Source organism: Sulfuriferula nivalis, assembly GCF_009937995.1.
GTDB classification, from domain to species: Bacteria; Pseudomonadota; Gammaproteobacteria; order Burkholderiales; family Sulfuriferulaceae; genus Sulfuriferula; species Sulfuriferula nivalis.
This window is the reverse complement of sequence record NZ_AP021881.1, coordinates 282,768-305,997: the sequence shown is the minus strand read 5'-3', so window position 1 is coordinate 305,997 and position 23,230 is coordinate 282,768. Positions and strand designations below refer to the sequence as shown.

At 47.3% G+C, this 23,230-nt stretch carries 20 protein-coding genes; 8 read left to right on the top strand and 12 right to left on the bottom strand.

Annotation, left to right across the window (positions count from 1 at the left end; translation table 11 throughout):
- Nucleotides 1-92 precede the first annotated feature (92 nt).
- From SFSGTM_RS01575 to moaC, 11 genes are all read right to left on the bottom strand, one after another.
- On the bottom strand, nt 93-668 hold the full coding sequence (locus SFSGTM_RS01575) for an ANTAR domain-containing response regulator (protein ID WP_162083626.1): 576 nt from the start codon (nt 666-668) through the stop codon (nt 93-95).
- Between the two features lie 2 nt (nt 669-670).
- A complete protein-coding gene (locus SFSGTM_RS01570) occupies nt 671-1,039 on the bottom strand; it encodes a sirohydrochlorin chelatase (protein WP_162083625.1) in 369 nt (122 codons plus the stop codon).
- A gap of 106 nt (nt 1,040-1,145) precedes the next feature.
- On the bottom strand, nt 1,146-1,475 hold the full coding sequence (gene nirD / locus SFSGTM_RS01565) for a nitrite reductase small subunit NirD (protein WP_162086157.1): 330 nt from the start codon (nt 1,473-1,475) through the stop codon (nt 1,146-1,148).
- An 18-nt stretch (nt 1,476-1,493) separates the two neighbouring features.
- Nucleotides 1,494-3,923, bottom strand: a complete 2,430-nt coding sequence (gene nirB / locus SFSGTM_RS01560; RefSeq protein ID WP_162083624.1) for a nitrite reductase large subunit NirB — start codon at nt 3,921-3,923, stop codon at nt 1,494-1,496.
- A gap of 114 nt (nt 3,924-4,037) precedes the next feature.
- On the bottom strand, nt 4,038-4,790 hold the full coding sequence (gene cobA, locus SFSGTM_RS01555; protein WP_162083623.1) for a uroporphyrinogen-III C-methyltransferase: 753 nt from the start codon (nt 4,788-4,790) through the stop codon (nt 4,038-4,040).
- A 10-nt stretch (nt 4,791-4,800) separates the two neighbouring features.
- Nucleotides 4,801-5,784, bottom strand: a complete 984-nt coding sequence (gene ybiB / locus SFSGTM_RS01550; RefSeq protein WP_162083622.1) for a DNA-binding protein YbiB — start codon at nt 5,782-5,784, stop codon at nt 4,801-4,803.
- Entirely contained in the window at nt 5,781-8,504 is a 2,724-nt protein-coding gene (locus tag SFSGTM_RS01545) for a nitrate reductase (RefSeq protein WP_162083621.1), read from the bottom strand. The genes ybiB and SFSGTM_RS01545 overlap by 4 nt, the downstream gene beginning before the upstream one ends.
- Before the next feature lie 141 nt (nt 8,505-8,645).
- Entirely contained in the window at nt 8,646-8,900 is a 255-nt protein-coding gene (locus SFSGTM_RS01540; RefSeq protein ID WP_162083620.1) for a hypothetical protein, read from the bottom strand.
- 153 nt (nt 8,901-9,053) lie between these two features.
- A complete protein-coding gene (locus tag SFSGTM_RS01535; protein WP_162083619.1) occupies nt 9,054-9,623 on the bottom strand; it encodes a glycine zipper 2TM domain-containing protein in 570 nt (189 codons plus the stop codon).
- Nucleotides 9,624-9,660: 37 nt separating this feature from the next.
- Nucleotides 9,661-9,930: a hypothetical protein gene (locus SFSGTM_RS01530; protein ID WP_162083618.1), complete on the bottom strand. Its 270-nt coding sequence runs from the start codon at nt 9,928-9,930 to the stop codon at nt 9,661-9,663.
- A 104-nt stretch (nt 9,931-10,034) separates the two neighbouring features.
- A complete protein-coding gene (gene moaC, locus SFSGTM_RS01525; RefSeq protein ID WP_162083617.1) occupies nt 10,035-10,511 on the bottom strand; it encodes a cyclic pyranopterin monophosphate synthase MoaC in 477 nt (158 codons plus the stop codon).
- 41 nt (nt 10,512-10,552) lie between these two features.
- On the opposite strand from moaC, the gene SFSGTM_RS01520 reads away from it, so the two are divergent.
- From SFSGTM_RS01520 to SFSGTM_RS01485, 8 genes are all read left to right on the top strand, one after another.
- On the top strand, nt 10,553-11,983 hold the full coding sequence (locus SFSGTM_RS01520; protein ID WP_162083616.1) for a M48 family metalloprotease: 1,431 nt from the start codon (nt 10,553-10,555) through the stop codon (nt 11,981-11,983).
- A gap of 185 nt (nt 11,984-12,168) precedes the next feature.
- Nucleotides 12,169-12,540, top strand: coding sequence for a sulfur oxidation c-type cytochrome SoxX (gene soxX, locus SFSGTM_RS01515; RefSeq protein ID WP_162083615.1), 372 nt, complete (start codon nt 12,169-12,171; stop codon nt 12,538-12,540).
- 18 nt (nt 12,541-12,558) lie between these two features.
- Nucleotides 12,559-13,020, top strand: a complete 462-nt coding sequence (gene soxY, locus SFSGTM_RS01510; protein WP_162083614.1) for a thiosulfate oxidation carrier protein SoxY — start codon at nt 12,559-12,561, stop codon at nt 13,018-13,020.
- A 46-nt stretch (nt 13,021-13,066) separates the two neighbouring features.
- Nucleotides 13,067-13,381: a thiosulfate oxidation carrier complex protein SoxZ gene (soxZ, locus tag SFSGTM_RS01505; protein WP_162083613.1), complete on the top strand. Its 315-nt coding sequence runs from the start codon at nt 13,067-13,069 to the stop codon at nt 13,379-13,381.
- A gap of 100 nt (nt 13,382-13,481) precedes the next feature.
- Nucleotides 13,482-14,312 carry a sulfur oxidation c-type cytochrome SoxA gene (soxA, locus tag SFSGTM_RS01500; protein WP_162083612.1) on the top strand — a complete coding sequence of 277 codons (831 nt, stop codon included), beginning with the start codon at nt 13,482-13,484 and terminating at the stop codon, nt 14,310-14,312.
- Between the two features lie 208 nt (nt 14,313-14,520).
- Entirely contained in the window at nt 14,521-16,236 is a 1,716-nt protein-coding gene (soxB, locus tag SFSGTM_RS01495; RefSeq protein WP_162083611.1) for a thiosulfohydrolase SoxB, read from the top strand.
- Nucleotides 16,237-16,351: 115 nt separating this feature from the next.
- A complete protein-coding gene (gene alaS, locus SFSGTM_RS01490; RefSeq protein ID WP_162083610.1) occupies nt 16,352-18,961 on the top strand; it encodes an alanine--tRNA ligase in 2,610 nt (869 codons plus the stop codon).
- A gap of 134 nt (nt 18,962-19,095) precedes the next feature.
- Nucleotides 19,096-20,763, top strand: coding sequence for a cyclic-di-GMP receptor FimW-related protein (locus SFSGTM_RS01485; protein WP_162083609.1), 1,668 nt, complete (start codon nt 19,096-19,098; stop codon nt 20,761-20,763).
- A gap of 46 nt (nt 20,764-20,809) precedes the next feature.
- Here the strand turns inward: SFSGTM_RS01485 and SFSGTM_RS01480 are convergent, their stop codons facing one another.
- Nucleotides 20,810-23,155: a DUF1631 domain-containing protein gene (locus tag SFSGTM_RS01480; RefSeq protein ID WP_162083608.1), complete on the bottom strand. Its 2,346-nt coding sequence runs from the start codon at nt 23,153-23,155 to the stop codon at nt 20,810-20,812.
- Between the last annotated feature and the right edge of the window lie 75 nt (nt 23,156-23,230).

Genomic DNA, 23,230 nt, shown 5'->3' with positions numbered 1-23,230 from the left:
TACACGAGGAACCAGATAAACCCCACAATAAGATACAGAAAATCAAATACGTGCAAAGCTTTTAATCACGACTGTTTGAAAATATCTTCGCATCAGGCCATTGGTGGTATCGCCTGCATAATTGCCTCGGCGATTTCCACCAATCTGCGATTCTCAGCCATCGCAGTACGACGCATGGCGTGATAAGCGTCCGTTTCGCTCATATTCTGATCAACCATTAATCGCTGTTTGGCCGCAGCAATCAGATCACGTTCTTGCTGGGAACGATTAGCCTTATTGGCTGCATCCACCAGCACCTGATGTTCTTCAAACCTGATACGGGCAACCTCCAGGATAGGCTGCAAACGCGCAGATTCCAGGCCATCGACAATATAAGCTGACACACCTGCTTTCAGTGCGGCACGAATGGATTCACTTGCCTGATCTTCAGTAAACATCACCACAGGGCGCGGACAATCACGCGTAGCGACGCACAAATGCTCCAGCATATCGCGGTCAGGTGAGTCTGCACCGATGATAATGACATCAGGCGCACTTTTGGCGACTGCATCGGGTAGCGCAAATGCAGATTCAACCCGATCTGCAACCTGATACCCCTGGCTGCGAAAAGCTTTTACCAATTGCTGCCCACGCTCGGCATCATCATCTACTATCATCACTGTTAACATCGTCACCCCTTAACGCCCTGCATCACCCAGTCGGCAATGCGCTGCAACAACTCTTCACTCTCGCCCAACACAGGCAAAACCGCTAATTCTACATGTGGATACTGTATATTCAACTCCGCCATAATCGCAGGAAAATCATCACGCATATGCGCACCCACCCCCAAAAACATCGGTGCTATATCAATATGCGTAATACCTTGCGCTACCATGGCCGCAACCGCATCAGGCAACCGTGGTGACATCAGCTCCAAGTAAGCCAGCGCCACTTGATGCTGCGGCTGTTGCTCGCTCAACATCATCTGTAAACGCCGAAACGGCTGCGCCCAACGTGGGTCACGTGCGCCATGTGCAAATAAAATAAGCCCTGTCATAACGTTCCCGAAATTTGCCATACCCACTAATCGCCGCGCATCATATCATTTTCACACGGCTATCCGTACTGGCAGCATGTTGATTATGCATGTTATTCATATAAATTTAACAGGCAGGTATGGTGACCAAATTCAACCATACTGCACCAGCATCGTCTATCCTGGTTTGCAGACAAGGTGTATGACCTTCATCGGGTGCATCAACATTGCCAGTTTCCAAGCCTATTTTCCAGCCATGCAACGGACAAGTCACAGTCTTACCTGCCACGATACCTTGTGACAGGGGGCCGCCTTTATGTGGGCACTTATCATGCAAGGCAAATACTTCATCATCATTAGTACGAAATACGGCGATATCTCCCTGCGCAGTCTGCACCACGCGCGCACCCAAATTAGGGATATCAGTCACATTACAAATTTTTTTCCAGTCAGTCATCATCATTCTCTATTCTTATCAGGCTGTTAACATTTCAAACTCATGCTTGCCCACACCACCTTCGGTGCGTTCCAGCCATGGGTCTTTTTCATTCTGCACCGAGAACAACATGCGGTCATACAACGCCTTACGCCCCGCTTCGTCTTCCAACACGCGCTGCTTGATGTAATCCATGCCTACGCGCGCCAGATAATGCACGGTGCGCTCCAGATAAAAACCTTCTTCACGATATAGCTGCAAGAACGCAGCTGAATACTCCATCACTTCAACGTCGGTTTTCAGTTTCACAAAGAAATGCGCAACTTCAGTTTTAATCCCGCCATTACCACCGATATAGATTTCCCAGCCCGAATCGACGCCGATTATGCCTACGTCCTTAATCGCCGCTTCCGCACAGTTACGCGGACAACCTGATACGGCGAATTTAACCTTGTGCGGGGCCCACATTTTCCACAGCGCTTTTTCTATATCCACACCCAGTTTGGTTGAGTCTTGCGTACCAAAACGACACCATTCACTGCCTACGCAAGTTTTCACCGTGCGCAATGCCTTACCGTAAGCCAGACCAGACGGCATGCCCAAATCTTGCCATACGCCAGGCAAATCGGCTTTTTTCACACCAAGCAAATCGATACGCTGGCCACCGGTGACTTTCACTGTGGGTATCGCATATTTATCTGCAACATCGGCAATCCGACGCAACTCATCTGGCGTGGTTTGACCACCGAACATACGCGGTATCACCGAATAGGTACCATCCTTCTGAATATTAGCGTGGGCGCGCTCATTGATGAAACGAGACTGTGGATCGTCTTTCGCCTCTCCCGGCCAGGATGAAATAAGATAATAATTCAATGCTGGGCGGCAGCTGGCGCAACCGTTCGGTGTACGCCACGCCATTGTGGACATCACATCAGGAATACTCAATATTTTTTGATCGCGTATCGCAGCACGCACTTCCGCATGGGTATGATCGGTGCAACCACACATGGATTTATTTTTCGGCGCTTCGGAGTAATCTCCGCCCAGCACAGTTGCCAGCAATTGCTCTACCAGCCCGGTACACGAACCACAAGATGACGAGGCTTTAGTGTGTTTACGCACGTCTTCCAGTGTGAATAAACCTTTTTCCTTAATCGCCTTAACTACCGTGCCTTTGCACACGCCATTACAGCCACAGATTTCCATTTCATCAGTCATCGCTGCTGCACGATTCTGGCCTTGGTGACCTAAATCGCCAACGTGACTTTGACCAAACATCAAATGATCACGGATGTCTGAGACATCACGACCTTCACGCAATAGCTGGAAGTACCAGGCGCCATCAACGGTATCGCCATACATGACCGCACCCGCAATTTTGTTGTCCTTGATGACGATTTTCTTGTACACGCCGCCGACGGGGTCAGACAGCAGGATTTCTTCATAATCATCACCGCCAGTAAACTCCCCTGCCGAGAACAAATCTATGCCTGTTACCTTAAGCTTGGTTGAAGTCACTGAACCCACATAACGGGCAATTCCATACTCAGCCAGGTGATTTGCCGCAACCTTGGCCATTTCAAACAAAGGCGCAACCAGACCGTATGCAATACCGCGATGATTTACGCATTCACCTATCGCATAAATACGCGGGTCAAAGGTTTGCATGGTGTCATTAACGACAATACCGCGATTGCAATGGATACCAGCGGATTCAGCCAGGGCTGTATTAGGCCGAATACCGACTGCCATCACCACGATATCGGCGGGGATTTCGTCACCATCCTTGAATTTCACCGCGCATACCCGACCTGATTCACCTTGTATCAATTCAGCAGTGTGTTTCTGCAACAGGAAGTTCAGCCCTTTGTCTTCCAGACTTTTTTGCAACAATTTAGCTGACGGCTTATCCAATTGGCGTTCCATCAACCATTCGTTGATGTGTACGACTGTGACATCCATACCGCGCAACTTCAATCCATTTGCAGCTTCCAGACCAAGCAGACCACCGCCGATGACTACTGCATGCTTGTGCACTTTGGCCGCATCTATCATTGCGTCAGTATCTGCAATATCACGATAACCTATCACCCCGGGCAAGTCCTTGCCCGGCACGGGCAGAATAAACGGATTGGATCCCGTCGCCAGTATCAATCTGTCGTATGTTGCCGTTGTACCATCGGCAGCCGTCACGATGCGTTTTTTACGATCGATGCTGATTATTTTTTTGTTGAGATTCAGAGTAATGCCATGATCGCTATACCAGTCCACATCATTGAGCATAATGTCCTGAATAGTCTGCTCGCCTGCGAGTACAGGTGATAGCAGAATACGATTGTAGTTAGCGTGAGGTTCAGCACCGAATACGGTGATGTCATACATGTCGGGCGCAAGCTTGAGTAGCTCCTCCAGGGTACGCACCCCAGCCATGCCATTGCCGACCATTACCAATTTCATTTTTTTCATTGCGGATACTCCTTCTGATTGCGGATAGATCACTATCAACTAGTAATTAACACCACAGTATCAAGGAGCCGCGCCGTTGCAGCTTACTTGTGCTGATGAGATAAGTTTTACTACTTATGCTGCTTGTGCCACCCATGCAGCCTGCGCTGCGATGTCAGCCAATTTCACTACTTCACCTAATACTATAATTGCCGGGCTACCCAGATCAGCTGCCTGCATCGCTGCATGCAGGGTTTGCAAAGTCGCTTGAACCTGACGCTGGTTTGCCAGCGTGCCACTCTGTATCGCCAGTGCAGGCATATCTGCACGCATACCGCCAGCCAGTAATTCAGCCACGATATCGGGCAAATTTTTCACGCCCATATAAATCACCAGCGTCGTTCTGCTCGCTGCCAGTGCTTGCCAGTTCACACTATTGCCATCACGACTATGCCCGGTCACAAAAGTCACACCGGGCGCGCTATCACGATGAGTCACTGGCACACCCAGACTGGCAGGTGCCGCAATACCTGAAGTAATACCGCTGATGACTTCTACGGCAATTCCCGCAGCACGTAATGCCTCGATTTCCTCACCACCGCGCCCGAACATGAAGGGATCGCCACCCTTGAGTCGTGCCACCATCAGACCTGCGCGTGCTTCAGCTATCATCTGTTTCTGGATATATTCTTGTGGTGTGGATAAACAGCCACCACGCTTACCCACGTAAATAATGCGCGCATCTTTCCGCGCATGTTCCAGTAACACTGGATTGACCAGATCATCCACCAGTACCACATCTGCCGTCTGCAATATACGTACTGCCTTAAGCGTTATCAGCTCAGGGTCACCAGGGCCGGCACCAATCAAATAAACTTTACCGTTCATGCTGCTCTCCTTACGCCATGGTCAGGCTGTTAGTTTCCATCGCCACTATTGCTTTCGCCTGATTCATATCGCTGGTGTAACCCGTACCGTACAAACAGCATGCCAACTGATTAATGATCGCCAGCGGTATCGGCTGCCGCCCCGCCATTGCGTCCTGTATCCAGGCTGCCGTCGTCACTGCATCTATGGCATTAGGTAAATGCGGCACTATTTTCAACGGCCCGGCCTCTGCCTCAAACAACAGTTTCGATTGGCCATCATCGCAATACAGCAAATCAGGACGGCGCTTAGGATTAGCAAATGCCTCACCTTCGGTGCCGCGCAACAACAATGCACGCAATCCAGTTGTCTCAAAAAACGCCTGCATTTTGATTAAATAGTCCGGGTGAGACACACTCACCAGACGTAAACTATCTACGCTAAACGGACTCATCATTTTTGCCAGGCTATGTGCGCTGTTACGCACGCCCAGACGATTACGCAAAGCCAGCAAATTCGCTAATCCTGGCGACAACACTGCCGTCGGCACAAACGCGATATTGTCGTTCGCTAACGCCGTATTCGCCTGCGCCAGACTCCCGCTCGGCAATATGCCCAGCTCGCGCAAAATATAAGCTGTCGTGGTTCTACCCTGGCTTTCCAGCGTGCCATGTATCAGCACCGGTATGCCAAACTTCACTAGCAACAAGGCCAACAAAGGCACCAGATTTGCCTGATGTCGCGCACCGTTATAAGTCGGAATCACAATAGGCCGGACACCTGCTGCTGGTGTATCCAGCGTATATACACGTGATTCCAGCGCCTGATAGAAGCCCAGCAACTCGTCCTCGGACTCACCTTTCATGCGCAAAGCAATCAGAATTGCGCCCAACTCCATTTCCGGCACACCGCCATCCAGCATGGCGCCGTATAACCGGGCAGCCTCATCCACATTCAGATTGCGGGCGCCATGTACACCTCGTGCAATTTCTTTCAAAATGGCGGAATAACTCATGCTGCCCCCTGCTTCCCTAGTAGCACCATACGTTTCAATTCGGGTACACAAGACCCACATTCCGTCCCACATTTCAAACCAGCTTGCAGTGCTGGCAAATCTTCTCCTGCCGCAATCGCGGCTACAATTTGCGATTCTGAAATATTGAGGCAATTACACACAATACGTCCTCTGCTACCGCTACCTGTAGGAGGCGTAGATAATGGTGCCAATACCCAATTACGTAACGGCGCTATCTCTACGCCTTCAGCCATCATTTCCTTAAGCCAGTCTCGCGCGGCAATTTCTCCCGTCAAACGAACACCGACAACCCGACCATCTTCAACCAATACGCGTTTAGAAACACCCCGCTTAGCATCGTCATAACGCATGATGCTGGTTTCATCCTGCATATCCAGTAGCGCATCTATTTGCTTCATCAATTCAGCCGGCAGTGGAGTGGCATTTGCAATCCGCAACACCAGAACTGGATTTTGCCGCCCATACAGCCCGCAACTCGCATAACCAAACTGATCCAACAATGGTTGTATACGCAACATCCGTGCCACGGCGTTATCACGACGCATGACTGCCATGTGCCACGGCAACGCCATTTTTTCCACTTGCACGGCGGCATGCTTTAATTCAGGCTGTTTAGATATTGGATCACGCTGATCCATAGTGAGCGCATTCACGCCCAACCCACTCATGTAACGACTGCCCCAGTGCATGGGCATGTAGACTTGCCCGATACGCATGTCGTCACTCATTTCTACTGGAATCAACAACTCACCACGACGACTCTTGACCCGCACCAGATCACCCGTACTCAAGCTGCGCCGTGCCATATCATCACCATGCATAGATAAAACCGGTGATTCAACGTGACTGTACAATCGAGCTACCATGCCTGTGCGACTCATACCATGCCATTGATCGCGCAGGCGACCAGTATTCAAGTGCAGCGGGTATCGTGCGTCAATGACTTCAGCGGTGGGCAAATAGCGTACATTGGCAAACTTGGCGCGCCCATCTTCTGTAGGATAAACACCATCAACATACAACCGTACCTTGCCCGCTATTGCACCTTCAGGGAAAGGCCATTGCTGAGGCCCTTGTTCATCCAGCAGCGCGTACGTCAAGCCTGTAATATCTAAATCACGTCCGCGAGTGGACTCTCTGTGTTCATTAAACACTGCCTCAACGTCAGCATAAGGGAATAAATTAGCTGTCGATTTACCCAATTTCGCACCCAAACGGTGCGCAAAGTCTGTCGCGATCTCCCAATCAGGGCGACATTCACCTGGCGCTGAGATAGCCGCATGCAAACGGGTAATGCGGCGCTCAGAATTGGTTACCGTACATTCTTTTTCACCCCAAGCTGCCGCAGGTAATAACAAATCGGCATATGCCGCGGTTTCCGTATAAGCGTTGACCTCTTGCACGATAACAAACTCAGCTTTTTCCAAAGCTGCTCTCACCATGACCTGATTCGGTAACGATTGCGCGGGGTTAGTGCAGATGATCCACAAGGCTTTAATTTCGCCCGCCGCCGCGGCTTCAAACATTTCCATAGCGGATTTACCAGGCGTAGCTGGCACGTCATCGACGCCCCACAGCTTGGCAACTTCCGCTCTGTGTTCAGCATTCGCCATATCGCGGTGTGCCGATAACAGATTTGCCATACCACCCACTTCACGTCCACCCATTGCATTAGGCTGACCCGTCAAAGAGAATGGCCCCGCACCTTCACGCCCAATTTGTCCTGTTGCCAAATGCAAATTGATGAGCGCTGCATTCTTATCGGTACCGTGACTGGATTGATTCAAGCCCTGACAATACATGGATAAGCTGGCAGGCGATTTTCCAAACCAGCGCGCAGCAGTGATGATGTCAGCAGCAGGTACACCGCACACTGCAGCTACCGACTCTGGCGAATATTCTCGCACTGTGGCGCGTAATTCTTCAAAACCATTGGTGTGCGCAGCGATATAGGCGGGATCAACCATATCTTCCCACAACATAACATGCAGCATCGCATTAAATAACGCCACATCTGTGCCGGGCAAAATCGGCAAATGCAAATCGGCTTCACGCGAGGTATCTGTGCGCCGCGGATCGACTACGATAACTTTTAAATCAGGATTGGCTTTACGCGCATCTTCGATGCGGCGATAAATAATAGGGTGAGCAAATGCGGTATTGGAGCCCGCTATCAACAAACACTGGGTGTGTGCAATATCTTCGTAACAGACAGGAGGTGCATCAGCGCCCAATGTAGCCTTATAGCCAGACACCGCGCTGGACATACACAAGCGGGAATTGGTATCAATGTTATTGGTCGCTATCAGACCCTTGGCTAGTTTATTGAATACATAATAATCTTCGGTCGAGAGCTGACCAGAAATGTAGATACCCACAGCATCCGCACCATACGTTTGAATAACGTCGGCGAATTTATTTGCTGCATGATTCAGCGCCACATCCCAAGTGGTACGTGTACGTTCGGCATCGCGGTCAGTACGCAATACAGGGTAAAGCGCACGTGCTGCACCTAGTTGGTCTGACGCAATATTCAACGTCGCACCTTTGGTACATAACCGCCCAAAGTTGGCAGGGTGATCAGGATCACCACGAACACCGGTAATGTGCCCGCCATCAGCTGTAATCAAAACTCCACAACCCACGCCACAATATGGGCAGGCTGAGGCAATCTGAGAGGTTGTTGGCTTAGTATTCATACCAGACACTAAGCAAACCACATGCCAGAAAAAATAATTATTTATTAATCATATAGTTAAAAATAATTTTCTGGATTACACTAAAGTTGCGCTGTCACCACGCACTTTATCAGTGCGACAGCTAAAATTTACGCACCAGCCTCAAGCTGCATGTTTGTTAATAGCGCCAGCATGCCCCCAGTGCGCCATGTCCTCTACTGCGACACCTACCCACCAAAGTGAACCTACACTATCAAAATCCATACCACCAACCACATGTTGCCCACCTGCCAACATAACATTTTTGGCGTAATCTTCAGCCTCACTTAAACACCGGAATACATGCCAAGAAACCACATGATTGTTACTATCGTGGGTAGGCATACGATTTAATTGGGATAGAAATTGGGTATTCATGATGATTTCCTCCATCATTGAGATACAACCCAGTATAGTCAATTCTGCACAATTTGCCATGAACCGAAGTGGTCGAATACAGCCTTATTATTAATTCCCCTGTAAATCAAAAAAGCCAGCTCGCGAGCTGGCTTTTTTGATTTCATACTGATGCTAATTATTGTAATTAGCATCCCGATCATGATGATGACCTTCATGATGCTCATCATACTGATTATCCGCCAGCCCTATATTGACATTCACATTCACAAATTTGCCTGGATCCTGAGGCATAACCGCATTGAACGTACGATCCTGATATCGATAGACTACATTGTACCCACTAATGATCTGATGATAATTATCATGATTGGTGCAATGCTCAACTTGGCGGGGCTGATTATCCACAGGCTGATTCCCTATTTTATCACCCACCATTGCACCCGTTACCGCACCCACCGCTGTTGCAGCAGTACGTCCATTGCCACCACCCACAGTATTACCTAACAAACCACCAACCAAACCACCCAAAATCGCACCGCCATAGCCATGCTCGGCTGTATTATTGCCATCATTAGCGTTGACTGTTTCAGTCCAGCACTCACGACGTGGATCATTCACTTGCTGATAAACAGGCGTGCTGGAAATCACTTGGGCGCGATCATTAAAACTGGTTTGATTATCCGCCCATGCCACATTAGTTACTGCACCAAGCAGCAAAGTTATTAACACCGACTTTTTCATTTTATTCTCCGATTCATAAACACAGATACGTTGTAGATTAATTACTCCCGCGTCGCCCACTATTGCCGCGCTGTTCCATCTGCTGCTGACGACGCTCAAAACCATAACCAAAACCCTCGTTACGTTCAGGTGTGACTTCATTACGTGAGGGTTGCTGCTGTTGATCATCTCGTCCCACGTTCTGTTGACTGTCCCGCCCCGAATAAACATCATTTGACCGGAAATCACGCGCACGACCCATCCCCGCCCATACAGGCATGGAACAGACTATGCACAGCATACCGACAAGTAATTTAGAGTTAGTCATGAGCTACCTTTCTACTTGGGCACAACACTTTGCACCCACATCTGCATCTTAGAACCGATACGTTATTTAAACATTTCTGAAATCAATAAAACTGTAACAACATGTTACTCGGCCAGCCAATGACCAGATTTACCACCTAGCTTTTCATGCAGATGTATCGCGTCCATTCGCATGCCTCTATCCACTGCTTTGCACATATCATAAATAGTAAGCAAGCCAACATTCAACGCAGTCAGCGCCTCCATTTCCACCCCTGTTTTACCTACTGTTTCCACACGGACTTCAGCATCAATCGCACATAGTTCTTGATTTATCGCAAACTCCACATTCACTCTGGTCAACGCCAGCGGGTGACATAAGGGAATTAAATCAGCAGTACGTTTAGCGGCCTGTATCGCGGCAATCCGCGCCACCCCCAATACATCGCCTTTTTTTGCTGAACCTTGTTGTATCATAAGCAAAGTAGCAGGCTGCATCACGATACGACCACGTGCAACTGCAATTCGTCTGGTGTCAGCTTTATCAGCGACATCTACCATTTGGGCATGGCCCTGCTGGTCAAAATGGGTAAAAGCTTGCATAGTTTAAGGAACTCCAAAATTATCACGCATATCAAACACGCATGAAACTAATTACACTTATATTAATAACGTGCCTGTACGGCCAATCTGTCATCGCCAGCGAATTACCCGATCTGGGCGATGTTTCACAAAGCAGCTTCTCTGCCAGCGACGAAGCGCGCGTAGGTAGCGAGATTATGCGTGAAATTCGCGCTGATCCGCAGTATTACGATGACGCTGAATTAACTGATTATTTAAACAATTTAGGTGACCGCTTAGTCGCCGCCAGTGCAGAACCTCAACGCTCATTTCAATTTTTTGTGCTGAAAGATAATACACTCAACGCTTTTGCTTTGCCCGGCGGTTATATCGGGGTACACACTGGATTAATTGAAGCCACACAAAATGAGTCAGAACTCGCCGGTGTACTAGGCCATGAAATCGCACACGTCACACAACACCACATGGCTCGCATGATAGAAAGCCAAAGCAATGGTATTCTGCCATCATTAGCCGTACTAGCGATAGCTATTTTAGCTGCAAAATCAAATCCTCAAGTTGCAGGTGGCGCCATTGCCGCTACGCAAGCAGCGACCATACAAAAACAACTCAATTTTAGCCGTGACAATGAGCGTGAAGCCGACCGCATCGGCATCCAGACCATGGCCGCAGCGGGGTTTGACCCTCATGCCATGGCAAGTTTTTTTGAACGCCTGCAAAAATATAGCCGCCTGTATGAAAACAATGCACCCGCCTACCTGCAAACCCATCCACTCACCACCGAACGTATTGCAGACATGCAAAACCGGGCGGCCAATTTTAGCAACAAACCCGTTGCAGATAGCCTGACATTTCAGCTAGTACGAACCAAATTACGCGTCCTCAATCTTCGCCCCGATTTGGCGGTAACAGAATATCAGGCTGCTATTAAAGATCAGCGCTATACCAGCTTAGCGCCAGTCCTTTATGGCCTGAGCTTTGCTCAATTACAAAATCGCCAGTTTAGCGACGCTGAAACCAGCTATCAGCAACTCAAACAAATGAAACTCGACAGCCCTATTATCGATACACTCGGTGCGGACATCAAATTCAAATCGGGCGACATCAAAACTGCGTTATTGCGATATCAACAGGCACGTGCGCACTATCCTAATTACCGTCCACTGATATACAGCTATGCGGACGCACTGATTAACGCAGGCTTGTCTAATGATGCGGTAAAATTATTGACTGACCTAATCCGAATTTATCCAGATGACGCCAAGCTCTATCAGTTGCAAGCCCGTGTCTATGCGCAGCAAAACAAAGATTTTTTACGGCATTATGCACAAGGCGAATTCTATGCAAAATCTGGCAACCTAACCGCTGCGATAGAGCAGTTACAAATCGCACTCAAAACCAAAGACGGCGATTTTTATCAAATCGCCATAGCTGATGCGCGTCTGAAACAATTAATCGCACAGAACAAATTAATACAAATGGAGAAAAAATAGTATATTTCGGCTCAGTGCAGCTTAGTACAAATATACCCAAAATAGCATTTTGGGAAAAAAACACGCCATTAGCTATTGGTTTCAATATTTTTTTGCATTATCCTTATGTAATCCAGTATGGATATCAGGAACATAAAGTAAGATTTCGCTAGTGTTTGCTAGCACCCATAAGTCAGGAGGATGACATGCGTTCACACGCAACTTTATCAAAACTAGTCGTCGGTTTAATTGGTGCACTTGGCATAGTCAGCATCGCTGCAGCAGCAGATGACGCCAAGCCTGAAATGACCGGAAAGCAAATTGCTTATGATCGTTCACTGGGTAATTGTCTGGCTTGCCATGCTATGCCTACTCAGACAGATGCAATATCAGCAGGCACCATAGGACCTCCATTAATTGCGATGGCTGCACGCTATCCAGACAAAGCAAAATTACGTGCACAAATCTGGAATGCGATGGATGCGAATCCACAAACAGTTATGCCTTCGATTGGCAAAAACAAAATCCTGACCGAAGACGAAATCAACAAAGTTACCGATTTCATTTACGGTCTGTAATTCACACAGGAGAAATGCATGAATATGTTACGTCGTAATATTTTAAAAGGCGCTAGCGCGGCTAGCACATTAGCTATTGCAGCAGGTTTATTTGGTTCTGGTAACGCATTCGCCGCATATAACAGCGCAGCGTTCAGCGCAAAGTCAGTTGCTGACGCCTTGAAAGGCATGGGCGCAACTTCCCCAACTGAGAGCAAAGACATTGCAATCAAGGCGCCTGAAATCGCTGAAAATGGTGCTGTGGTGCCTGTAGAAGTCACCAGCAAAATCGCTGGCACGACCAACATTGCTATCTTGGCTGAAAAGAACCCTAATCCGCTAGTTGCCGATTTTAAATTGGAAAATGGGGCTGAGCCTTACGTTTCTGTTCGTATTAAAATGGGTCAGACTGCAATGATACGTGCGGTTGTCACCGCAGGTGGAAAATCCTACACAGCAGCTAAAGAAGTTAAAGTAACCATCGGTGGTTGTGGCGGTTAATTGCCGTATTTAACCCAACACATTACTCACACTTAAAGGAATTACCATGGCAGAACCAATGAAAATCCGTGCCACCGTGACCGGTGATACAGCTGATATTAAAGTATTAATGAACCACCCTATGGAAACTGGTCAACGTAAAGATCCTAAAACAGGTCAGTTGATTCCAGCGCATTTCATTTCAGAAGTAACCGCAACGCTTAACGGCAAAACCGTTATGGAAGCTGAATGGAGTGGCGCCATTTCCAAAAATCCATACTTGGGTATTAAAGTTAAAGGTGCTAAGGCTGGAGACAAGGTTACTGTCACTTGGAAAGACAACACAGGTGAGTCTAATACTGCTGACGCAACCGTTAGCTAATACCTGGACGCTAAATAGCCTTAGCGCTTAAACCGGGCGCTAATTAAAATCAGGTGTGTCGAGTAACTTGCGACACACCCCACATTCCAAGGAGGACAGCATGAAGAAAACGCTGCTAGCATTAGTTGCAACCACCCTGACGTTGGGCGCAGTCGCTGCAAATGCAACCCCAGAACAAGACAAAAAGAATCTTGTTAAGTATTTCACTCAAAAATATCCAGACATCAAATTAGATCAATATGTCTATGGCGCACTTGCTTTTGATAAAGATTCGATGGCTCAGTACAACAGCATCATGGACTTCCCTCCATTTGGTACTGTAGTTGACCAAGGTCAGAAAATGTGGGAAACGCCATTCAAAAATGGCAAAACCTATGCCAGCTGCTTTCCAAATGGCGGCAAAAATGTAGCGGGTAACTACCCGTACTTCGATGATAAAGCCAATAAGGTTGTTACTTTTGAAATGGCTATCAATGAATGCCGCGTTAGCAATGGCGAAGAACCATTCAACCTGAGTGATGCGACCACCATAGGCAGACTGACAGCTTATGCGCGCACTTTATCTGACGGCATGAAAATGAACATCAAAGTCAAGGGACCCAAAGCAGAAGCGGCATACGAGGCGGGTAAATCCGAGTTTTATACTCGTCATGGCCAACTGGGCTTCTCATGCGCAAGCTGCCACGTTTATAGCGCAGGCAGTCGTCTCCGCTCCGAATTACTTTCCCCAGTAGTAGGTCAAGCGACACACTGGCCAGTATTTCGTGGTGGTGATAATTTAGTCACCTTGCAAATGCGTTATGTTGGTTGCAATAAATTAGTTCGAGCAACACCTTTTAAAGAAGGCAGTGAAGAATATAACAATCTGGAATATTTCCATTCCTACATCAGCAATGGCTTACCGATGAAAGCATCAGTATTCCGTAAATAACCTGCCACAAGCAGGTCAGCAACAAAACTCGGCGAGGCAACCCCTCGCCGTTTTTTATACCCGTCGAAAGTAGGTTATTCATACCATTTACATATTTCGACAAACGTCTAAAATCAGCAAAATAGTACCTTTGCTCAATCATGCATAGTAATAAAAATTGACTGAAGGCCCAAACATAACAGCTCTCTATAATTTGGAGTAATTAAGCATGATGAATCGCCGTGAATTTTTACAACTACTCGCCGTTGCAGCTGCTTCTGGCATGGCTATCGACAGTAAACAGGCTTTGGCTGGTAATGCACCCAGCGATTTTTATGACATCCCCACTTTTGGCAATGTCTCATTAATGCACATGACTGATTGTCATGCACAATTACTCCCTATTTATTTCCGCGAACCTAATGTCAATATTGGTATCGGCAGTGCACTGGGACAACCTCCGCACTTGGTAGGCGAGTATTTACTGAAGCACTATGGCATACGGCCAGGTACTCGTGAAGCCTATGCGTTTACTTATCTCGATTTCCAGGCTGCAGCGCGCACTTATGGCAAAGTAGGTGGCTTTGCCCACCTGAAAACGCTGGTAGATAAAATACGTGCCTCCCGCCCAGACTCATTGTTGCTCGATGGTGGCGATACCTGGCAAGGTTCAGCAACCTCCCTATGGACTAATGCACAAGACATGGTCGACGCCTGCAAATTATTAGGTGTAGACGTCATGACTGGTCACTGGGAATATACTTATGGTGCAGAACGCGTTAAGCACATCGTAGAAAATGATTTTAAAAACAGTATCGACTTTGTTGCACAAAATGTGACTACCAACGATTTTGGTGATCAGGTATTTAAACCGTATGTGATGAAAGTCATGAATGGCGTACAAGTCGCTATTATTGGCCAATCCTTCCCTTACACCCCGATTGCAAACCCACGCTACATGGTTCCAGACTGGACGTTCGGCATACAAGACGAAAACATGCAGAAGATCGTTGATGAAGCGCGCGCAAAAGGCGCACAGGTTGTCGTTGTACTTTCGCACAATGGTATGGACGTGGATATCAAGATGGCCTCACGCGTCACTGGCATCGATGCTATTTTTGGTGGTCATACACATGACGGCGTGCCTCAACCTTATCAGGTTAAAAATGCAAAGGGCACTACACTGGTTACCAACGCAGGCTCTAACGGCAAATTCCTCGGCGTCATGGATTTCGATGTCCGAGGTAACAAAATTGTGGGCTGGAAATATCGCTTACTGCCTGTATTCTCTAATCTGATCGCACCTGATGCAAAGATGGCTAAATACATCGAAGATGTACGCGCACCTTTCGCGGCAAAACTCAACGAAAAACTCGCTGTCACAGAAGACATGCTTTATCGTCGCGGCAATTTCAATGGCACATTTGACCAACTCATCCTTGATGCGCTAATGACCGTTAAAGGTGCTGATGCTGCATTCTCACCAGGCTTCCGTTGGGGAACCAGCCTGTTGTCTGGCGATGTCATCACTATGGACAAATTGATGGATCAGACTGCTATTACCTACCCATCGTCCACCTTGAACGAAATGACAGGTGCTACTATCAAGGGCATTATGGAAGATGTTTGCGACAACCTATTCAATAGCGACCCATACTACCAACAAGGTGGTGACATGGTACGAGTGGGCGGCATCCAATATACCGTCAATCCCAACAATACGATAGGTAACCGCATTAGCAACATGACACTCAAAGGCAAGCCCGTAGATGCAAATCGGAAATACAAAGTTGCCGGCTGGGCGCCTGTTGGTGAAGGCGTTACTGGCACCCCAATCTGGGATGTAGTCGCTACCTACTTGCGTGATATTAAAGTTGTCACACCACGGAAACTGAACACACCAAAAGTAGTTGGCATAGGCAACAATCCAGGATACGTCGTTTAACTCATCAGGACCACCTCGAAAATCAAGAGCCACCGTTGTGTGGCTCTTTTTTGTGGTGAATTTATTACGTTTCCAAGCTAAAATGAGGGTTATTCAATTTACCTAGCCTATCATCATGAAAAGTAGTGAAATTCGTCAACGCTTCCTTGACTTCTTTGCCCGCCATGGCCACACCCCTGTTGCATCCAGCCAGCTGATACCCGGCAATGACCCCACCCTGCTATTTACTAATGCAGGGATGGTGCAGTTCAAAGATGTCTTTCTTGGGCGCGAACACCGACCCTACGTCCGTGCGGCAAGTTCACAACGTTGCGTCCGCGCAGGTGGTAAACATAATGATCTGGAAAACGTAGGCTACACCGCACGTCATCATACTTTTTTTGAAATGTTGGGCAACTTCAGCTTTGGCGACTACTTCAAACGTAATGCAATTCAATTTGCCTGGGAGTTCCTGACCACCGAACTCAACATTCCTAAAGAAAAACTGTGGGTCACGGTTTATCACACTGATGATGAAGCGCATACCATCTGGACAGAGGAAATGGGCATTCCTAGTGATCGCGTTATTCGTATCGGCGACAAAGCCAGTGGTGGGTCAGACAATTTCTGGCAAATGGGTGACACCGGTCCTTGCGGGCCATGCACTGAAATTTTCTACGACCACGGTGCCGATGTAGCAGGCGGCCCTCCTGGTTCGCCCGATGAAGATGGTGACCGTTATATAGAAATCTGGAATCTGGTATTCATGCAGTTCAATCGTGATGAAACAGGTACCTTGCATCCACTACCTAAACCTTCCGTCGATACAGGGATGGGACTGGAACGTATTTCGGCAGTAATGCAGCACGTACACAGCAACTATGAGATCGACCTGTTTCAGGCACTTATCCAGGCTGCCGCACGTGTCACCAACACAACAGATTTAAGCAACAATTCGCTTAAAGTTATTGCTGACCATATCCGCGCCTGCTCGTTTTTAATTACCGATGGTGTAATTCCTAGCAATGAAGGCCGAGGCTACGTATTACGTCGCGTGATTCGTCGCGCTATACGCCACGGTTACAAATTGGGACAGAAACAAGCCTTCTTCCACTTGATAGTCGCTGATCTAGCCGAAGTCATGGGTGCCGCCTATCCAGAATTAGTTGCTGCACAGGCACGCGTAACTCAAGTATTAAAACAAGAGGAAGAGCGCTTTGCGGAAACGCTGGAACACGGCATGGCCATACTTGAACAAGCCGTCCCTGCAGGCAGCAGCCTGCTCGATGGAGATACCGCATTCAAACTATACGACACCTTTGGCTTCCCGCTGGACCTTACTGCAGATGTAGGTCGTGAACGTGGTTTCAGTGTTGACGTGGATGGCTTTGAGCGCGCCATGGAAGCCCAGCGCACTCGCGCTCGTGCTGCGAGCAAGTTTTCCATGGCAAGTGGTTTAAGCTATGAAGGTCCTACTACCGAGTTTCAAGGCTACAACCAGCTTAAAAGCGTTGCTAAAATACTCGCCATTTATCTGAATGGTGAGCCTGTAACCAGCATCTCATCTGGCGCACACGCAGTTATCGTACTCGACAAAACCCCATTCTATGCAGAATCTGGCGGACAAACCGGAGATCAGGGTCAATTCGTCGCGGGCAATATTTCCTTCCAGGTTGAAGACACTCAAAAAATCATGCCAGATGTCTTTGGCCACAGTGGCATACTCAATCAAGGCACACTTTGTGTCGGCGACACGATTACCGCCACCGTCAATGCGGATTTACGTAGCCGTGCTGCCCGCAATCACTCAGCAACCCACTTGCTGCATGCCGCTTTGCGTGCTGTATTAGGCACTCATGTCAGCCAAAAGGGTTCTTTGGTTGACACACAAAAGACCCGTTTCGATTTTGCGCATGACGAATCTATTAGCCCTACTCAAATTCAGCAAATTGAAGCACTGGTGAATCAGGAAATCCGTAGCAACCATGAAGTTGCAACACAAATCATGTCACACGATGCAGCTATCAAACATGGCGCCATGGCTTTATTCGGCGAAAAATATGGTGATGAAGTTCGTGTTATCGGCATGGGTGAATTTTCTACTGAGTTATGTGGTGGCACTCACGTAAAACGAACGGGAGACATCGGGCTTTTTAAGATAGTCACAGAATCTGGTGTTGCCGCAGGCGTGCGCCGTATCGAAGCAGTCACCGGGGACGTCGCACTCACCTACACACAAGCGCAGCAACAGCAGATTAACGATGTTGCAAACTTACTTAAAACGCCGAGCAATGAGCTGCAAAACCGAGTAACGCTAGTGCTTGAACAAAACAAATCACTCGAAAAAGAGCTGGATCGAATCAAAGGCAAACTCGCGGCTCATCAAGGCAATGAATTACTTACTCAGGTAATTAAAATCGGCGAACTCAATGTACTTGCAGCACAGTTAGACGATGCGGATAACAAAGTTTTACGCGACACACTGGATAGACTCAAAGATAAATTGGCACCTTGTGCAATTGTATTAGCCAGCACTGCCACAGACAAAGTCAGCCTGATAGCGGGAGTAAGTGCAGATTACACAAAACGTATAAAAGCTGGGGACTTAGTCAATTTCGTCGCATTACAGGTAGACGGAAAAGGCGGAGGTAGGCCAGACATGGCACAGGCAGGCGGTACTAATCCTACAAAACTACCACCCGCTTTGACTTCTGTGGCACAATGGATACAACAGCAATTAAATTAAATAGCGCCTGATTGCAGCGTGATGAATTAGGTGAATATCCAAATTTAAATACATGGATATTCACTACTTCAGGAGACGCACAAAATAACAATATTGGCGCAGACAACACACCATTTAGGGAGTAGCACTACGCCATGTTGAATTTTCTATCTTTCTTAAATAAAACTAGCGCCTCCACAGATCCTCTCGCCAATCGCAAAGCGGTGATGAATTGGTTGAATGAGTTCCCCAATACAGACTCAACCGATAATCATGCTGAAATATTAAACGCACTGATACGCTTGCGTAACAAAGATAGTGAATACAACCCTGATAGCCTGGATGTGCTCTTAGCGCTGGATGAATATGCGCAGCCCATACAAAAAATGCTATGCAAACAATATTTACGTAACACACGCATATCAACTGCTGTTGAAACTAAGTTATGGCAGGCCATTTATGCCTATTACAGTGAAATCAGCTTAGCTTATTACAGCCACATCAACACAATAGTTGCAGAACCCAGCCTAGTAAAACAACAAGCACTGTTACCTGTACTGACGGTTCGCGCCTTACACAATCTGGGAAATTTATTTAAATGGCGTTTTTTTCATTTTGAACAACCTGATGAAAAACTCTGGCGCATCCTGCACAAACTGTTCCAACATGCCGATAGTCACAACTATGCCGAACTATCAGTATTAATGTATGGTGATAAACAGTCAAAATGCACAGCACAATATATACGCGCACTTTTACTTACACAAATCCATCCCAGCGCATTACCCGCCAGAGAAATTGAAATTGCAGACCACTGGCTCAAAAAATGGATACATCTGGTTAACCTTGAAAAACACCCCAAGTTTGCCCAACACCATTTTTATGTCGACCCATCACAACCCACAGGGGCAATGCCCGTAACCGATCGCGACTACCCGGATAATTTTTTGTGCTGGGATGCATCCATATTACTGGGGCAACTTAGACGCACACAGGACGAATTACATACTGCGAAACCTCAAACCGATTCACAACTCAACTTAGCCGAGCACCTGAAGATGCTCGACTATCTGGAACGTCAGTGGGATCCTATCAATCTTGGCAAGTTACGCAAAAGCCCTCGCCTTGCCGTTAAAAAAATCCTGTATGTCATACATGGATTCAACAAAATCTGTTCGGCTATTAAAGACACAGCCGAAGATACTGAGCAAATTCAAGAATTTGATGCCGATATTAAATATGCCGAGATGGTAGACATTCAACTTTATGGTTTTGTCACCGAGGCAACCAAAAACCGCCAACATCAGAGTGTACCGAAACCCAACTCAACTGAAATTGCATGTGAGCACTGGGGAGTCGAAGACGAAAGTATTGAAGGTTATCGCACAAAAATCCCATCAACTAAAAATGACTGGTTAAGACTAAGTCGTTTAGTGGCAGTTCGTGCCGACGGTGAAAAATTTTGGAAACTTGCAGTCGTTAGACGTCTGTTTCGTGCACCAACAGAAGGTACACACGCAGGGATGGAAGTTGTCGCCCAACATCCTGCTGTACTCATGCTACATGTCGCCACACTTCCAACCACACCACAACTTGCACTAGCACATGAAGTGAGTGCAATTGATGACAATTTACCTATTCCCGTCATCATGACCACTAACATCGTCAACGCACAATTCAATTTAATTATTGATGGTGCCCAATATTCCGGCAACCGTACATTTAAAGTTACTATGGGTCACGAAACCCATCTGGTCAAACTTGCTCATGTATTAGAAAAAGGTGACACCTGGCTGCATGTACAAGCAATTATCACTTACTGATTGCTAAATGCACTCAAATGTCTGCGCGTAACTGCAACAATAACGACTAACGACCTTGCAATTTCCCTATTAAGCGTTCAACAGCGCGTTCAGTCAGCGAGTTTGCTTTAATCACATGCGCTTCGCCTGCACGCAATCTTGCCGCTAAACGAGGTAAGGCGATAGTCATCGCATCCAACCCCTGTTTATTAGTAAACAAATACATGCCCCGCAAACCAGACACCCATGATAGACGGGCATTTCTAGTAGTGCCATTGGCATTATCAAAACTCAACCACTCACCTTTTTTCAAACATCTGGCTTGTTCCGTGAATTCATCTTCTTCATCAATATCGGCTGATGCTGAAAACTCAGCATCCATATTCACAACGACCTCATCAAGCGCGGCAATTTCCGGTAGCGTTTCAGGCACATCAAGCTGTGCAGCTTCAATCGCTTTAACCATTTCTTCATCGCGCACCAGCTCTGATTTCACTTGCAGACCTGCTTTAACTGCTACTGCGTGGCACGCAACCAAACCCGCAAAAATCGCATCGCGTCGCTCAATTTCCATATTCAGAAATGACATACCATCACGTAATTGATTCAGCAAACTTGGTAACATGGCGACCAATTTTAACCTGTCGTCATTATTAAGTTTAGGGGTCACACTCCAGATCAGATTCTGCATAGTCTGCAATGCTTCATACCACGCCGCGCCCAACTCATGCTCTTGCAGATACACATGCGTCAATACTTGCTGCCATATAGTCTGTACAAATTCAACAATAACCTCAGGCAACCCCTCATGTACAGCCAGCGCCTTGGCAATCTCATCTTTCACAACAGTTTGAGCAAGTTGAGCACGTTCAGCTGTTTCAATAATAGTGGTCGTTTCAGCGACGGCAGTTTGAGTCTCAGCCTCATTTGTAGCAACGAATTCCTGCAGATCCAGCAGCAACCGCTCAAAAATCCCAGCATCATCAGTAAAATCATTGAGCACGGACTGTACAATAGACTCAATTTTATCGAATAAGGCAATATTGCTTGCCCCTTGCTGAGTCCAGCCAACCGATACTTCCGCAATTTCATCCAGCAACCGCCGTGCAGGGTGGGATTTTTTAGAAAAGAATTGCTTATCTAGCAGCGCCACTTTCAATACAGGAATTTGCAACCGACCTATCAGGGCTTTAAGTTCAGCAGGAATGTTTTTATCATCAAAAACGTAATCAAACAGCATGGCTACAATATCTATAGTCAAACTATCTGCCTGATTATCAACCTGAACCAACCCAGCATCACGCATATCCCGCAGGACATTAGCAGTACCTGCCTGGATCAATGCGGGATCAAATCCAGTATTGACCAAACCAGTGTATTGACCACGCTGTAAAGTTGTTAATGAAGCAATACGCTCATGTAACGAAACTGGTGGTAAGCCACCACCCACTGCGGCGCCACCACCTACTCCACCTACTCCACCTACTCCACCTACTCCACCTACTCCACCTACTCCACCAATAAACCCCTGCGACATCCCCACAGGGCTGCCCGATTGGCTCGCAAACTGTTTCATAAATAATTGCTGCAACAATGCAAAAACATCAGTACCATCTTCGGCACTGGGTGCAGATGGCATGGCCGCACCAACATTGCCTCCTAAATCAGTGGCACTGGCTACCATGGGAGCTGGAGGCTGATGTCGTTCACGCGGCGCAGTTGCACCTATCTTAATATTTGGCAATATCCCTTTATCAACCAGATATTGATTCAAACCACGATAAATACCAGGCATCATAGGCGCAATATGCGCATCAAAGTGCTGCAATAACACTAGGCGCATCCGTGCAGTTGCATCTATTGTTTTGCACGCTTCTAAAAAGGCATCACAAATCAATTTTGGTGCCAACGGGTTAATTGAGGATTTACTGTGAGACTGATGCATTAAAGCAGCTATACGCTGATCCAAAGCAGCTAACTCCTCAACCGAGCTGGACTGCATCCGCGTTGATGCCTTGCTTAACGCCAAACTTTCTTCAAATGCATCCTCGTCAATCAGGGAAAGATCTAAATCAACGCCAACATCCGGTTTTTCAGTTTGCTGATCCCCGCGAACTTGCTTGTCAAATTGCTGCACAAACTGTTGTCGGATTGCAGTAGAGAGAGATTCATTTCGATTACGCAACAAACTCTGTGCCGCGTAATAGAGATTACGTGTTTCTAATAAAGGAGAGCGATCGGCAAAATCCAATAAGTCATCTTCGATTTTATCACGCCGCTCATTCCAAACGAGATCAACAGCGGTGATAAGCTGGTCACGGCAGGCATTTAGCACCACCATCACATCAGCTGCACTCAGTACATTCCGAGACTTATCAAATTGCGGTAAAGACACAACGTTACGCTGACTCATTTTACATACCTCCTCAACCATCACAATGATGGATGACACATACCAACTGGCATTAATGGGTATATTAACCACCCA